The sequence below is a fragment of the Saccharopolyspora hirsuta genome, from assembly GCF_008630535.1.
Taxonomy (GTDB): Bacteria; Actinomycetota; Actinomycetes; order Mycobacteriales; family Pseudonocardiaceae; genus Saccharopolyspora; species Saccharopolyspora hirsuta.
The window spans coordinates 23,291-38,291 of sequence record NZ_VWPH01000021.1 but is presented as its reverse complement, the minus strand read 5'-3'; the positions used below and the strand labels follow the sequence as shown (position 1 = coordinate 38,291).

Here is a 15,001-nt window from a genome sequence, read left to right as displayed (position 1 = left end):
CATCTTTGACGTCTTCCCAGCTACAAGCCATTCCGATGACAGGGCCCGGCCGATACCGGGGCCCTGTCTCTACCGATGCTCGGTCACGGCGAGGTCTGTGCGAGGCAGGGGGCGGCGCTGCCGTGGACCCAGCCGGTGACTTTGGTGGTCAGGTCGGTGATGTTGACCCACTCGGGTTGGGTGCCGGGGGTGCCGAGGACTTGGTGGAGTTCGAAGCCGTGCGTGCGGTAGTAGAGACCGTCGACGGGTGAGTTCAGGTCGCTGCTGCGGTGGATGCGGGCGCCGTTGTCGATCTCGAGCCAGGATCCGGGTGGGCAGGCGCCTTCGGCGTGGGCGGGGTTGAGGCCGCCGAGTGCGGTGGCGGCGAGGGTTGCTGTGGTGAGGATGGCGGTTCGGATGGCGTGCTTCACGACGACCTCCTATGTCGAGGGTGGGTGTTGTTCGGGGTGACCGGGGCCGCTCCAGGAGCGGTGAGCGGCCCCGGCCGGTGAGAGGGGGAACTTGGGCGGGTTCGGGGCTAGCGGCTTTCGGGGTGGAGGGGTGGTGGTGCGGGTGGTTCGCCGAAGCTGGACAGGCCGCAGTTGCCGGCGATGCAGTCCGGGGGCGGCGGTGGGGGCGGCTGGGCGCTGGCCGCACCAGGTGTTGCCGCGGCGATGGCCGCGAGACAGGCGGCGACAAGATCTCGACATGTGATTTTCATTGTCCTTCCTCCTGTAACTGGGTTTTCGCTGTGTCGTGGTTTTGGGCACACGTCTCCTGCAGCGGGAATTCGCGGGGGTTTCGGACCGGGATCTAGCGGATGTGCAGGATGGCGGCTGTCCAGGTCATGCCGACGCCGATGCCGAGCAGCGCGATGTGCTCTCCGGGCTGAAGGAGCCCTCGAGTGAGGAGGTAGTGCAGGTCGGCGATCTGGTCGGAGGCGCCCATGTGTCCGAGCCAGCGGCCGAGGAACGCTGTGGTGCGTTCTTCGGGGATGCCGAGTGGCGCGAGGCAGTGCCGGTGGGTCAGCGCTTCGCCGTAGTGGGGGCACAGGATCCGGGCGAGGTCGTCGAGTTCGAGGTCGGCTTCGTAGAGGGCGGTTTTGAGGACGTTGCTGACGGCGGTGGTGTTGGTGCTGTCGATTGCGGTGGGGCCGCCGTGGGTGGCGAGGTATTGGGCTTTGCGGGTGCGGAGTCGGATCGGGGGCCGGTGGGTGTGACCGCTGTGCCAGTCGGTGGTGCCGCGGTGGAGTGCTTCGAGGCTGGGGTGGGATTCGGAGGCGGTGGAGAGCACGTCCGCGATGGCAGGGGTGGTGTCGTCGCGGTGCAGGAGGAACGCGGTTCCGGCGTCGCCGTAGACGATGCCGGCGTCGGTTTGCCAGCGGTCGAACAGCGGGGGTTGGAAGACGTCTCCGGCGGTGAGCAGAGCGGAGTGCCCGGCGTGGCCCTGGAGGACACCGGCGGCGAGTTGGAGCCCGGCGACCATGCTGTTGGACATGGCGTTGATCGACAGAGTCATCATCGGGGTAATGCCTGCCTGGTGGGCCACGAAGCTGGCCGGGGACCAGAAGTCCAGTCCGGGATCGTGGATGGTGGCGTGCAGGTGCAGGTCCACGTCGCGCTCAGAGCCGTGCATCGCCTGCCGGGCGGCTTGGGCTGCGAGTTCGGGTCCGGTGCGACCGGTGGCGACCGCGACCGAGTCCTGGCGGTTGCGGCGGGCTTGCTCGAGGCTGTAGCGCCCGTCGCGGATGGCGTCGACCGCGGTGACCAGGTCGCCGGTGACCGCGCCGATCCCATGGAGGGTGATCCCGTGGTGCCGCATCGCTGAATCACGCCCCCACCAACGCCGGTGTGGTGAACCAGGCTTCGCGGAACCCATCGGGGCTTCGGGGGCTGGTCGGGGTGAGGGTGGTGAAGAAAGCGGGGTCGCGGTGGACGAACTCCACGAACTCCGGCCGGTTCCCGGGTGCGGCGACCACCGCGAGGTGGCCCCATTCTTCGCCGTCCAGCCACCGCAGCACCCACAGCGGCTGTGTTTGGGTGGTGTTCATACGATCACTCCGTTCCACGCACAGCGCGAAACAAAAAGAGGGGAAATAAGAAAAGGAATGCGGCGGGCGTCCCGAGCTTTACGGGAGAGCTTGTCGCGGTGAATGTTCTCACCGTGGCAGACGCTGATTGGCGCTGTCAGATTTTGGCCGAAATCTCCGGCCAGATACACCGCGACGGGTGAACACCACCCACGAAGCCCGGTCCGCCAAGACTGCCATCTGCACGGAGAAGTGCCTCATCGGCGCAGGTGGCAGCCTTGATAGCAAGCGGGGCTTGGGCGGAACCGGCGGTCGTTGTCACCTGGATGGGCGCAACGACACTTCTCGGGTCCCTAAAATCTGACAACGACACCGCTTCTGTGTCAGCCTCCTGTTCCTCGCCGCTTCTTCTGTCTCGCCTGCGAGGAGGAGATCATGATTCGTTACGAATTCGCCCCGCACATTCCGGCGCCGCGTAAATCGCCGCCTCATGATGACCGTCGCGACCACTCGAGAACCGTGCTGATGGCCGAGATCTACCGGCGCGGGCAGTGCACGGAGGTATCTGATCCGGATGTGTATTTCCGGGCCGCGTCCACAGGCAGAGACTCCGAGCTGGTGCAGCGCGGCGATGCCAGGGCATTGTGCGGCGGCTGCAGCGTTCGCGCCGAGTGCTTGGAGGTGGCGCTGCTGAGCGAAGCCGAGGCCGGGTTCTGCTGGGGCGTCTGGGGAGGCACCTCCGCACGGGACCGCCGGCGAGCGCTCAAGCGGGCTCGACGCCAAGGGGTCGAGCCCGCGGCCATCCTCGATGAGCTCATGGCCTGGCTGCGCTGGATCACCGACCGCAGCATCCCCACCCAACGGCGCCATACCACCGACCGGTCCTCGTCCTTCGATCGTGTGGTCCTGACGGATCGGCCCCGCGCGGCGTGATGTCTGCGCTACGAGAGGTGATGTGCATGCTGATCGACCACGGTCACCCGATCCTTGCCGGTGTCCTCGGTGTCGTGGCGGGACTGGTGCTGGCCTGGCTGCTGCGCCCCTGGACCTCGTTGCCGCCTATCTCGGTGATCGGCCTGGCCGTGCTCACCAGCGTGCTGTCGGTGCTGATCGCCTATCGGTTCGCCGAGGATCCCGTGCTGCCAGCGTGGTGGTGGCTGGCCGTTACCGGCCTCGGACTGGCACTGATCGACGTGTCCTACCACCGCCTCCCACACACCTGGGTCCTCGCGATGGCCGCCGGCGGCCTCACGGTCTTCGTGTCCCGGGCCATAACCGAACCCGCCAGCACAGGTCTCGTCCGTTCGCTGCTTGCCGCACTGGCCGTGTTCGCAGGCGGGCTCGTGCTCTTCCTGGCGGTTCCCGGGTGGATGGGCTTCGGCGACCTCACCACCGCCACAGTCCTCGCACTGTATTGGGGCCAGGTCGGTTGGCCAGCCGTCCTACTGGGCGTCATCGCCTCGACGCTATTGCTCGGCGTCGTAGCTGCCCAGGTCTGGGTCCGCACCCGTGACCACAGCAGTCGCCTCGCCGCAGGCCCGAGCCTCATCCTCGGCGGATGGATCAGCATCCTCACCCACACCTCGTGAAAGGAACCCCATGACCCCGTTTTCGGCTGCTCTTCCCGCATCGCTGTGTCTGACCGCCGTGGCGCTAGCGGGGTGCGCGAGCGAACCGCTGGCAACGGCGCCTGCGGATCCGGGCATCGACCCGCCCCCGATGCCGTCCTCCGATGAACGGGCAGAGGTCGAGCGGTCTTATCGCGATTTCTGGCGGATCACCTGGAACACCACGGCTGACCGCAGCGCGGAGTGGGATGCCGAGGTGCGCCAGGTCGCCAGCCAGGAGATGGCCGACCAGATCACGACGCGTGCTCGGGATCAGCTGGCTAGCGGGGTTCGGCTGTACGGCGCTGTCGTGGCCCACGTGACCGCAGTCGAGATCACCGGCAACCGGGCCAGCGTCCAGGACTGCCAGGACACGAGCCGGGCAGGCCAAGCCGATGCCATCTCGGGTGAGCCGAAGAACGTGGGCGTTCAGCGCAACCCCGTCCGCGCAACGCTTTCGAAAGGGACGGACTCGCGCTGGCGTGTCGACCGAATCGAATTCCCTGGAGGTGAGTGCTGATGCGACCCCGAGCCCGCGGCCCGTGCGTCTTGTCCGGTTTGCTCCTCGTGCTGAGTCTCGTCGCGCCGGCAGCGCAGGCACAGGACGGGGAGGTCTCCGTCACTCCAGGCGATGTAGGCAGCTGGTATGAGTCGCCCTCCATCGGTCTGTCCGCGACCTCGCCGGGACAGCCAGGACGCCCCGCGCCGTCCAAGCCCGGAAGCGGTACTCCCCGTCCCAGCGCTGCTTCGGCACCGGAGCCGGTGCCGTTGTGTCCGACGGTGGTGTGTGATGCGCCGGGGCAGGTGCAGGATCCGGCGTTCATGCTCCAGTCCCAGCCGGCATCGACCTGGTGCTTCGGTCCTCTCGATACCGGGGACTGCCCCCGCCCGGAATCCGCCCCGCCGGGGCCGGGGCGTCCTGGTGCTGCGAGTCCGCCGGATCCCGCGGCGCTGGCCCGGGAGGCAGTGCAGCGGTTGCGGTTGCCGCTCCCGGCGCCGCGGCACTCTCCGGACCTGCGGTTGTCGGATGGGCGTTCGGCGACCGTGGTCGGTGAGCGCACCTGGTTCTGGACCGCCCGCGAGGACTGGCGCCCGCAGCAGGAAAGGGTGCAGGCGGGCGAGGTGTGGGCCGAAGTCACCGCCGAACCCGTGCAGCTGTCGATGACACCGGGCCTAGACCAGCCGGTGGTGTCGTGTGCGGGGCCGGGCACGGTCTACGACCGGTCCTTCGGGCTGCATGCGCCGTCGCCGGATGGGTGTGAGGTGATCTATGAGCGGCCATCGCTGGGCCGGCTCGTGGTGGCGGAGTGGTCGATCACGTGGCGAGTGCGGTGGCAGGGCTGGACCGGTAGCACGCCTGTCGGTGGTGAGCTCGCGCCGATGACCTCGCGGGCACCGGCACAGTTCGTCGTCGCCGAAGCCCAAGCACTCCGAACCCGCTAAAGAACCTCCACGTCTCAGTCTTTTTCTTTTCTCATTGCGTATTCGATTGTGGGGAGAGCTATGTCCAGAACCGGTATTTTCGCCGTGACCACCCCGGATTCAGCCACGTCGAAAAATCGAACGAGGGAAGGGCGTGGGCCTCGGGTGCCGCGGCAGCGGCGGTGGTGGCTGCTGAGTCTGTCCTTCGGGTTGATCCTTGCCTCGGTTCTGGGGGTGTTCTGGATCGCCTTGTCGGCGTGGGAGCGCGAGCCGATGCTGCAGCTATCACGCGATGTTCCTTGGGGCCGACGCATCGCTGATACTGATGTGACCACTGTGGATTTGCCGCCTGAGGCGCGGGAGTTTGCGGTGCCCGATGCGCTCCGGGGGCGTGTGGTGGGGCAGCTCGCTGCGGCGAACTTGCGGGCGGGGCAGCTTGTGGCGCTCAGTGATGTCACGACGCAGCTGGTTCCTGGCCGGGGGCAGCGGGTGATCGGGGTCCGGGTGCTGCCGGGCCGGTATCCAGCGCGCGGGTTGGTCCCGAATGATCCGGTGGAGGTTGTGGGCCTGTCCAGCTCCGGTGTGGCGGAGACGGTGCCGGGTGAGGCGGTGTTTCAGGCTCGGGTGGTGCAGTCCTCGCCGCCGGATGCCGAGGGCGCGGTCGTGGTCGACCTGCTCATCGATTCTGCCGCCGCCGAACAGGCCCACGCTGCCGCCGCGGGCGGGGCGCTGGTCACCCTGCTCGGCCCCGCTCGCTGACCCGTTGTTCTTTTCGGATTTCTCTTGTGGTGAAAGGAAGTGTGTGATGGCTGTGATCGCGATGGTGTCGGCGAAGTGCTCGCCTGGTGTGACCACGGCGGTCGCTGCGCTGGCCACCGTGTGGCCTCACCGGCTGCTGGTGGTCGACGCTGACCCCACGGGCGGGGATCTGCTGACCGGGTGGGGCGGGGCGTGGCTGGTCGACGGGCGCTTGAACACGGGGTGTGGGGTGGTCAGCTTCGCCGCCTCGACCCGTCACCTTCAGGCCGTGCCCTCCGAAGGCCTCGCCGGACACGTCCAGGAGATCCCCGGGCTGGAACACGTGCGGCTGTTGGCCGGGGTGGCGAGCCGGGCTCAGGCCGCGGCGATCGGGGACGCAGGCTGGCAACGGCTGGCCAGCGCGACCCGGGACCTCTCCAGGGAAGGGCCCGACGTCCTCATCGACGCTGGCCGCTGGGCCTCTGACACCCCGTGGCCGTTGCTCGGCGAAGCCGACCTGGTCTTGGTCGGACTGCGCCCGAACCTACGGCACCTCACGGCCGCACGACCGTTGATCAGCGTAGTGCGGGAGCTGGTCCCGATCACCCGGCTGGGGGTGCTGGTCACCGTCACGACCAGCCGTGAGGCGGACCGGGTCGCGCAGGCCACCGGGGTCCCGGTCGGTGTGGAGCTTCCCGACGACCCGTCGGCGGCACGGTTCTTCTCCGACGGGATCGGCGGTCACCCGTCGCACCGCTGCGCCTTGTTGCGGATCAGCCGCACAGCCGCGCTCCGGCTGCACCGCAGCCTCACCCCACCCGACACCGCGGTGGCGCCCGGTGTGGTGGAGGTGGGTGTGGCATGACCACCCGAATCAACGGCACACCCCGACCACAGCTCGTTGATGCGTGTGGGTGGGTTCCGGACAACGCGACTGTGCAGGATCTGCGGGAACGCGTCGCCAACCGCCTCCGCGATGTCGGCCCGGACGAACGCGCGGGTGTGGTGGCCTCCGAGATCAGCGCGTGGACGCATGAACGCGCCAGCCGCGGCGACCCACCCCTCTCCGCTGACGAGGAGCGGCGGCTCGCCGATGCCGTGCTAGCGGCGGTGTTCGGACTCGGTGGGCTGCAGCCGCTGCTGGAGCTGGAGGACGTGGAGAACATCCACATCCACGGCCACGACCGGGTGTGGCTGGAGCTGGCCGACGGCACCCTGCAGCGCTGGCCCTACCCCGTCGCCGACTCCGACACCGACCTCCTCGAACACCTGGAGGCGATGTGCGCCCGCCTCGGGCAAACGAGCCGCGAGTTCTCGCCGGCGCAGCCCATCGCGAACCTCCGGTTGCCCGCCGGCGGACCATTGGGGGCGCGGCTGGCGGCGGTGCGGGAGGTCACCGACCGGCCGCGGGTCGCGATCCGCCGGCACCGCCTCGCCCACACCACCCTCACCGACCTGCGCCACCACCACACCCTCGACACCGGACTGGAACACTTCCTCACCGTCGCGGTGCGCGCGGGCGTGAACCTGCTGGTCACCGGCGGGCCGTTCGCCGGGAAAACCACCTTGCTCCGTGCCCTGTGCACCAGTATCCCGGCCGGTGAGCACATCGTCACCGTGGAAGACGACTACGAACTCGGCCTCCACCTCGACCCGGATCGGGTGGTGACGCCGTTGGAGGCGCGCACCGCCAACGCCGAAGGCGCCGGCGAGATCACCCTCGACACCCTGCTCAAACAGACCCTGCGGCACTCGCCGTCGCGGGTCATCGTCGGCGAGGTCCGCGGCGGCGAAATCACCGCCCTACTCAGAGCCTTGGGCAACGGCGCCACCGGCGGTATGGGTACTCTGCACGCGCTCTCCGCGCGCGCCGTGCCCGACCGCATCGCCGCCCTCGGCCAACTCGCCACACCACCACTGGCCGTAGAGGCCGCACACCGGTGGACCGCCGCGGCCCTCGATTTGATCGTGCACCTCGATCGCCGCGACCACGCTGGGGGCCGGGAGCGGTTCGTCACCGAGATCGTCGAAGTCGGCCCGGTCGGCGACGCCATGGTCCCCGACCTGACCGCGCTCTTCGGCCCCCGCAACACCGATGGCCGCGCGGTGCCGGTCTGCCCACCCAGCCCCCCACTCATGGCCCGGCTACAGGCCCACGGACTCGACCGCACCGTGTTCTCCCACCCCGACGGCTGCTGGGACAACCTCGAGCAGGGGAGTGAAGCATCGTGATCGACCTCCTCACTGTCCTGTGTGGAGCCGTCTTCGGCATCGGCGCACTGCTGGGCATCCTCGCCTTCACACCGCCGCCGGTCCGCCGTGAGACGGCCACGTCCCAGCGCCGAGGCCGGGTGGTCGGGTGGATTGGCCGGTGGTGGCGACGTGCGCTCCTGGCCGCCGTGGCTACTGGAGTGGTGTCGTGGGCGACCGGGTGGCCGGTCGCCGGCGCCGCTGCGGCCGCTGCGGTGATCGGGTTGCCGGTTGTGCTGGCTTCCCGGCAGGCGCGGCAGACGATCCAGCTGCAGGACGCCCTCGCGGTGTGGACGCGCCGGGTCGGGGACCTGCTCGCCTCCGGCGCCGGAGGCCTGCACCACGCGGTCACACAGTCAGCCGGCACCGCCCCCGAGCCCCTCACCGCGCCGGTCCGGCGGCTGGCCGAGCGGCTGCACACCGAGTCCCCGGAGACGGCGCTGCGTGCCTTCGCTACCGAGCTCGACGACCCGACCGCGGATGAGGTCGTGCTGGCGCTACTGCTGCGGCTGCGGACCGGTGGTCGGGGGTTAGTGGAGATCCTGCACGGCCAGGCTGCCGCGCTGCGCGCCCGCGCCGCCGCTACCCGGGAGGTCGAGGCCGACCGCGCTAAACCCCGCACCACCGTGCGCACCCTCGTGGCCATCACCACCACCATGATCGTCGGCCTTCTCGTTTTCGCCCACGACTACCTCGCCCCCTTCAACTCCTGGACCGGACAGGTCGTTCTGGTGGTGGCGGCGGGCATATTCGCGGTCTCGCTGTGGCGCATGCACCGCCTGGCCACCCTCCCCGAACGCCCCAGATACCTCACTGAAGGGCCGTCGTCATGAACACCGCCCAGCTCCTCGCCATTGGAATCGGCTGCGTGTTCGGGCTCGGCCTCACCCTCGCCGTCCGCGCGGCGGTCGGACCAGCTCCGATGGACGTGCCCGCCGCACTCGACCACCTCACAACCCGCACCAGCGGCTCGGTTCCCGCTGGCGGTTGGCGAGCGTGGCGTGCCCGGGTGGTGGACTCGACTACCCGCCAGGCCCAGCGAGCTCGGTCGTCGTGGCTCGGGATCCCGGTGCACGACCTCGCACTGCTCGAGCGCGCACCCAGCGACCACGTGGAACAGCGGCTGCGCTGGATAACCTGCAGCCTCGGCACCACGGTGCCAGCGGCCATCGTGCTCGCGTCCCTAGGTCTGCCGCTCGAGCTCCTGGTCGGGCTGGCCGCGGTCGGTGGGCTGGTGGGTGTGGTCGTGCCCGTGTGGCAGCTCCATGCCCGCGCCGCAGCAGCCCGTGAGGATGCGCTGCGGGCGTTGCCGGTCTATCTGGATCTGGTGGCCCAGCAACGCACCGCCGGCCACGCACCCGGCCCAGCCCTGCGCGAGGCCGCCGCCATCGGCGATCACTGGCTGCTCACCCGCCTGCACCGCACCCTCACTCACGCCGAACACAGTGGACATTCGTCCTGGGATGCCCTCCGAACTCTCGGCACCCACACCAAACTCACCGAACTCGTCGCGGTCGCGGACCTCGCGGCGACCGCGGCGGACGGTGCCGCGATCTACCAGAGCCTGACCACCCACGCCGCGAGCCTGCGGGCAGCGGCGATCAGCACCGACAAGGCCGAGGCCAACACCCGCACCGAACGCCTCACCCTCCCGGTCACCCTGCTGCTGCTCGGCGTGCTCCTGCTCGTCCTCTACCCAGCCGTCACCCGACTCCTCGGCTAGCACTGCGTTACCAAAAGGGAAGTGATCGTCATGTCCGCTCTTCGCTACCTCCACCGGCACACCAACGCCCTTCTGCTGCAGCTCACAGTCTGGTTCACGGTCGCTACCGCTGTCGTCCAGCAGCGGTGGGAGCAGGCGCGGTTCGACGACACCGGATCGGAATCGACCGAGAAGGCAGTCATCACCGCCATCAGCCTGGCCGCCGCCCTCGGTCTCGGTGCTGCGATCACCGCTGTGGTGCAGAAGTACCAAGGCCAAATCCGCTAGAGCCCTGGGATGTTCCATGCTGACAGCTCCGAAGCACTCGATTCGCCGAGCCGTACTCAGCAAGCGGGATGCGGGGTCGGTGGCGGTGGAGCTGGCGGTGCTCGCCCCCATCGCGCTGGTCTTACTCGTCACCGTGCTGCAGGCCGGATTGTGGTGGCACACCCGCACCCTCTGCCACGCCGCCGCCCAGCAAGCCGTGCAGGTCGCCCGCACCGTCACCGGAGCTCCCGCAGACGCCCACGAGGCCGCTTTGAGGTTCCTCACCCGGGGCGGCGGCCTGGTCGGCGATCCCGAGGTGACCGCCGTCGTCGACACCCGCCACGTGCGGGTGCGGGTTGAGGCCACTGCACCGCAGGTCCTGCCGATTCCCGGGCTCGGCCGGGTCGTGCAGGAAGCCGCCGCCAGCAAGGAACGCTTCACAGTCCCTGGAGATTCGCCATGACCCAGCGCCCGTCTGATTCGGGGTCGGCTTGTGTGGAGCTCGCGGTGCTCACGCCGATGCTGCTGTTCATCCTCCTGCTCGGCGTCGCGCTCGGCCGCACCGTGACCGCGAGCCTCGCCCTCGACCACGCCGCCACGGCCGCCACCCGCGCCGCCAGCCTCGCCCGCACTCCCAGCGCAGCCAGCACCGCCGCCATGCGCACCGGTACCCGGGTGTTGGCCGAGCAGGACCTGTCGTGCACCGGCATTGAGGTGGATACCGACACCAGCCGGTTCGGCACCGCCGGGCTGCCCGGGGCGGTCACCGTCATCTTGCGCTGCAGCGTGCCGCTGGCTGATCTCACCGGTCTTCCCGGCCTGCCCGCCAGTATTGCACTGCAGGCGGGGTTCACCAGCCCCGTTGATGCCTACCGGAGCCGGACATGACCCACCCCAACGCCTCCTCGGACGCTGGATCGGTCACTGCGCTGGTGGCGGTGCTGGTGCCGTGCCTGCTGCTGGTGTGCGCTCTTGTCGCGGATGGCGCCGACCGGCTCCGCGCCCTCGCCAGGGCCGATGCCATCGCCGCCGAAACCGCCCGCGCCGCACTCACCGCCCTCGACACCCGCGGCCCCACCCTCACCCTCGACACATCCCAAGCCGGCACCACCGCCCAGCGCTACCTCGCCGCCACCGGGCACACCGGCACCGTCACGATCGAGGGCGATGCGACCGTGCGCGTCACCGTCACCCACACCGAACCCGCCCGCATCGGGCTGCTCTGGGACGCCCACACCGTCACCGGCCACGCCACCGCCACCCTCACCACCGGAGGTGGGGCGTGATGAACCGAATACGGCTCGCTGCGGCCGGGCTCGGGCTGCTTGTGTACCTGGTGGGGCTGCCGACCATCCTGACCATCACCAGCTCCGTCGTCACCGTGCCCGACCTGTCCTGGCCCGAGATCGACACCTCACCCTGGGCACCCACCCCGGTCCATGAGCAGCTCCTCGTCTGGGCCGAGGACACCTGGCAGACCCTGCGCATCGAACTCCGCCTCGACGGCGCCCTCATCCTCGCCATCTACGTCGCCGCCTGGATCGCCTGGGCCGTCATGCTCTGGTGGACCCTCTGCGACACCGTCCTCCTCCTACGCTACGGCGCCCGAAACCTCGCCAACCGCCTCACCGTCACCGGCCCCCGTGGCTGGATCACCGCACTCGTGGCCAGCACCGTGCTCTCCCTCAACACCCCCACCGCCTCCGCGGCACCCGCGACCGCGCAGATCGCCGCCACCGCACCCCTCGACCCCACGCCTGGCTCCGGTGCGCTGCCTGCCCCCGGCAGCAGCACCCTCCCGCTGGGTTCGGGCGGCCACCCCGACCCCACCCCGCCGCCCGAACCCAGCACCCCCACCCACCTCCCCGACACAGTGCGCCCCGAGCTCCCGCGCTACCACGTCGCCCGCGGCGACACCCTCTGGGACATCGCCAAAAGACACCTCACCAGCGGATACCGCTGGCGAGACATCCAAGCCCTCAACGCCGACCGGCTCGGCACACCCCGCCACCTCCACCCCGGCTGGACCCTCCTGCTACCCGCCGACGCACACGACCTCCCCACCCCAGCCCCGATCCCCGACAACGCCCAGTGGATCACCACCCAGCCCGGAGACACCCTGTCCAGCCTCGCCGAACACCACCTCGGCGACGCCTCACGGTGGGAGGAGATCTACCGGCTCAACGTCCACCACCCGCAACCCGACGGGCGCGTGCTCCGGGACCCGGACAGGGTGTTCCCCGACTGGCACCTCGCGTTGCCCCACCACGCTCCCCCACCGCGGGACGCCGGCACCGACCCGGTGCGCGTCGAAACCCCGCCGGCAGCTCCCCATCCCGCTGCTTCCGAACACCGGGAGGACACCGACGAGGGTGGCGTGGTTGTGGGGGATGGGGTGTTTCTCTCGTTCGGACTTGCTGCTGCCGTGGCGGCGGGGCTGGCGGTCGCACGGAAGCGGTATCGCCGGCACCGGCACGCCACCCGGGGGCTGGATTATCCGGTGTCGCCCACGGTCTACCGGCTTGCCCTTGCTCACCTGCACGCCACCCAGCCCGCACTCGACACCCCCACACTCCCGCCAGCACCAGCGCCATCCGAGCGGGAAACCGGTGATGCGTCCGGGGAGTCCGGCGGGTGGGTGATCGAACTCGGCGTGCGTGAGGGCACCCCGGTCAGGGTGGATCTGTCGGCAACGGGTGGCCTCGGGTTCACCGGCGTCGGGGTGGTTCCGGCGATGCGGGCGCTCCTGCTTTTCCTTCTTCTGCACCGCCCACACCTCCCGCGGGTGGTCGTGCATCAGCCCGTCCTCGAGACCCTGTTTCCGGACAGGCCAGCCCCTCCCGCTGTGGAGATCGTCGATGACCTCGCGGTTGCCGTTGCCAAGGCTGCGCAGCACCCGAGTTCGGGATCTCCTGTGGTGATCGTGCTCAGCACACCGCCCCCGAACGTGGTCGCGGCGCTGCAGGCTGCCGTCACCGACGGCGGGCTCATTCCGCTTGTGCTGGGGCCCTGCAGTGAAGGCGGCGGCCTCACCCTGGCCGTGGACGAGCACGGCACCGTCACCGCCGCGACCCCCGAGGCCTGGAGTCACCTTCTCGGGACGCGGGTGTTCACCGCGACCACGACTGCGACCGACGACCTGCTCATCCTGGACCGCCACAGCACACCAGGCACCGACCACACCGCCCCCAGCACCGACCACGCCGACACCGAACCCAGCCCCGCCGAGCAGCTCCTCACCCCACCTGCCACCGACGAACCCCACATGCCCGACGTGGAAACGCCGACGTGCGCGGACCCGCCGGCCACCGAGCAGACCGTGCCCCAGGAGCATGAGCACACCGGGACGCCCGCGGACCTGGGTGAGCCGGTGGGGGCTGGAGCGGTGTTGTCGGTGCGGGTGTTCGGCCCGATCACCCTCCACCACCAGCCAGAGCATGGGAAAGCGAAGGAGATCACTGGGAGGTTCGCGCCGCGTCAGCGGGAGCTGCTGGCCTATCTCGCCGCCCACCCCGACGGCATCAGCCGCGACACCCTGATCAGCGACCTGTGGCATCACAGCCCTCCCGACCGGCCGACGAACGCGCTCAACACCGCCCTCTCCCGGCTGCGCACCGCGCTGTCCCGCGCCACCCACGGCGAGCTCGCCGAGATCATCACCACCGGCCACGGGCAGCTCCGGCTACGACCCGACCTGGTTGACACCGACTTCAGCTGCTTCACCCGCGCCGAGCACACGGCCCGCACCGCCCCCACCGACACTGCTCGGCGAGCGGCCTTACAAGAGATCGTGGAGCTCTACCGCGGTGAGCTCGGAGCGGACCTCGAGGGCGAATGGGTCCACACGGTGCGGCACGCGGCCCAGCGCACCGCCATCAACGCCGTCAGCGAACTCGCCCGCCGCCACGTGGCCACCGACCCCCAGCACACCCTCGACCTGCTGGAGACCGCTACCCGGTTCGACCCCTACAACGAGCACCTCTACCGCGACATCATGCGCCTGCAGGACCGCCTCGGCGCCCATGACGCCATCCCCCGCACCCTGACCCTCCTGCAGGCCCGGCTGCGTGAGATCGACCTGGCCCCCGCACCGGAAACCGTGGCGATCGCCCAAGCCCTGCAACAGCGCCACACCGAACGGCTCACCACACAACTCTCCAGTCCCTAACAGGGAAAAGGCAGGGTCCACCGACACGGGACATCACCGCGCGCCGCGGTTGACACCACCCTCGAGGCAGAGCGTCCATACAGCACGATGCCAGCCACGACACCGTCTGGAGGACCACATGTCCCAGCTCCGCCACCCCACACCAGTCCACGCGACGGCCCCGCACCGACGCGCCCCCGCCACCCGCCCGCACCGACCAGGCGGGTGCCTGCCGGCCCCGCGCGTGGGCATGAGGTGCCCGCTCGGCCCGCCGATCCCGATGCGCATGCCCCGCAACACCGGCGGCATCCTCATCACCACCCTCGACATCGACCCACACGGCGGGCTGGTCTCTTTCGGCGGCACCTGGCAACCCCACGTCGACCTCACGACCACCCGCCCCGGAACCGTGGTCGTGCAAGTACTTCCCCCCCGATGACGCCACCGATCCCGACCACGCCGACGTGACCTTGTGGATCGCCCGAAACCACCACTGGACCCGCCTCGCAGGCTGGAAAAACACCGGACGCCACTGGGGCTTTCTTGCCGCCCCACTCATCCACGCCGCCATGAACCCCGCCCCCAACACACCCCACACCACACCCCGCCAATGAACAAAACCACGACAGCAGCGAATCGATCACCGGGGCGCCTTCGGCAACACCGAAGGCGCCCCACCCATGCACACACCACACGATCACCCACACCACAGATATCCCCAATGCGCATCCCAGCAACTCCAAACTCCGAAAATGGAAGGAATGCGACTCGGCAGCAGACGACACCACACCCTCGACCAGCCTTCTTCCTGCCGCCGAACGCATCAGAGGATCCTGCACCCGATCACGGAACCCACGCTG

The 15,001-nt window shown here is 69.6% G+C and carries 17 protein-coding genes; 14 read left to right on the top strand and 3 right to left on the bottom strand.

All coding sequences use genetic code 11. The annotated features are described in order from the left end of the window. Window positions 1-83: 83 nt before the first annotated feature. The 3 genes from F1721_RS32970 to F1721_RS32960 all read right to left on the bottom strand — a co-directional run bounded on the left by F1721_RS32970 (window position 84) and on the right by F1721_RS32960 (window position 2,029). Window positions 84-410, bottom strand: a complete 327-nt coding sequence (locus F1721_RS32970) for a hypothetical protein (RefSeq protein WP_150070767.1) — start codon at window positions 408-410, stop codon at window positions 84-86. 382 nt (window positions 411-792) lie between these two features. Next, a complete protein-coding gene (locus F1721_RS32965) occupies window positions 793-1,800 on the bottom strand; it encodes a ketoacyl-ACP synthase III family protein (RefSeq protein WP_150070766.1) in 1,008 nt (335 codons plus the stop codon). Between the two features lie 7 nt (window positions 1,801-1,807). Further along, a complete protein-coding gene (locus F1721_RS32960) occupies window positions 1,808-2,029 on the bottom strand; it encodes a hypothetical protein (protein WP_150070765.1) in 222 nt (73 codons plus the stop codon). 414 nt (window positions 2,030-2,443) lie between these two features. Here F1721_RS32960 and F1721_RS32955 point away from each other — a divergent pair, with 414 nt between their 5' ends. From F1721_RS32955 to F1721_RS32890, 14 genes are all read left to right on the top strand, one after another. Further along, window positions 2,444-2,941, top strand: coding sequence for a WhiB family transcriptional regulator (locus tag F1721_RS32955; protein ID WP_246155480.1), 498 nt, complete (start codon window positions 2,444-2,446; stop codon window positions 2,939-2,941). 26 nt (window positions 2,942-2,967) lie between these two features. Beyond that, on the top strand, window positions 2,968-3,597 hold the full coding sequence (locus F1721_RS32950; RefSeq protein WP_170301692.1) for a prepilin peptidase: 630 nt from the start codon (window positions 2,968-2,970) through the stop codon (window positions 3,595-3,597). Window positions 3,598-3,607: 10 nt separating this feature from the next. Further along, a complete protein-coding gene (locus F1721_RS32945; protein ID WP_150070763.1) occupies window positions 3,608-4,135 on the top strand; it encodes a hypothetical protein in 528 nt (175 codons plus the stop codon). Window positions 4,136-4,581: 446 nt separating this feature from the next. Continuing rightward, a complete protein-coding gene (locus F1721_RS32940; RefSeq protein ID WP_246155477.1) occupies window positions 4,582-5,058 on the top strand; it encodes a hypothetical protein in 477 nt (158 codons plus the stop codon). A 60-nt stretch (window positions 5,059-5,118) separates the two neighbouring features. Next, window positions 5,119-5,796 carry a CpaB family protein gene (locus F1721_RS32935; RefSeq protein WP_150070762.1) on the top strand — a complete coding sequence of 226 codons (678 nt, stop codon included), beginning with the start codon at window positions 5,119-5,121 and terminating at the stop codon, window positions 5,794-5,796. Between the two features lie 46 nt (window positions 5,797-5,842). Next, on the top strand, window positions 5,843-6,640 hold the full coding sequence (locus F1721_RS32930) for a CpaE/TadZ family protein (protein ID WP_150070761.1): 798 nt from the start codon (window positions 5,843-5,845) through the stop codon (window positions 6,638-6,640). Then, a complete protein-coding gene (locus F1721_RS32925; RefSeq protein WP_150070760.1) occupies window positions 6,637-8,007 on the top strand; it encodes a TadA family conjugal transfer-associated ATPase in 1,371 nt (456 codons plus the stop codon). Before F1721_RS32930 ends, F1721_RS32925 begins: the two co-directional genes overlap by 4 nt. Continuing rightward, window positions 8,004-8,858: a type II secretion system F family protein gene (locus F1721_RS32920; RefSeq protein WP_150070759.1), complete on the top strand. Its 855-nt coding sequence runs from the start codon at window positions 8,004-8,006 to the stop codon at window positions 8,856-8,858. Before F1721_RS32925 ends, F1721_RS32920 begins: the two co-directional genes overlap by 4 nt. Then, window positions 8,855-9,748: a pilus assembly protein TadB gene (locus tag F1721_RS32915; RefSeq protein ID WP_150070758.1), complete on the top strand. Its 894-nt coding sequence runs from the start codon at window positions 8,855-8,857 to the stop codon at window positions 9,746-9,748. Before F1721_RS32920 ends, F1721_RS32915 begins: the two co-directional genes overlap by 4 nt. Before the next feature lie 30 nt (window positions 9,749-9,778). Then, a complete protein-coding gene (locus F1721_RS32910; protein ID WP_150070821.1) occupies window positions 9,779-10,015 on the top strand; it encodes a hypothetical protein in 237 nt (78 codons plus the stop codon). Between the two features lie 79 nt (window positions 10,016-10,094). Continuing rightward, window positions 10,095-10,457 carry a TadE/TadG family type IV pilus assembly protein gene (locus F1721_RS32905; protein WP_170301691.1) on the top strand — a complete coding sequence of 121 codons (363 nt, stop codon included), beginning with the start codon at window positions 10,095-10,097 and terminating at the stop codon, window positions 10,455-10,457. Continuing rightward, the gene (locus F1721_RS32900; RefSeq protein ID WP_150070756.1) at window positions 10,454-10,882 is read left to right on the top strand and encodes a TadE/TadG family type IV pilus assembly protein; all 429 of its coding nucleotides are present in this window, start codon (window positions 10,454-10,456) and stop codon (window positions 10,880-10,882) included. The genes F1721_RS32905 and F1721_RS32900 overlap by 4 nt, the downstream gene beginning before the upstream one ends. Further along, window positions 10,879-11,280, top strand: a complete 402-nt coding sequence (locus F1721_RS32895) for a hypothetical protein (RefSeq protein WP_150070755.1) — start codon at window positions 10,879-10,881, stop codon at window positions 11,278-11,280. The genes F1721_RS32900 and F1721_RS32895 overlap by 4 nt, the downstream gene beginning before the upstream one ends. Continuing rightward, window positions 11,280-14,162, top strand: coding sequence for an AfsR/SARP family transcriptional regulator (locus tag F1721_RS32890; protein WP_150070754.1), 2,883 nt, complete (start codon window positions 11,280-11,282; stop codon window positions 14,160-14,162). Before F1721_RS32895 ends, F1721_RS32890 begins: the two co-directional genes overlap by 1 nt. The last annotated feature ends 839 nt before the right edge of the window (window positions 14,163-15,001 follow it).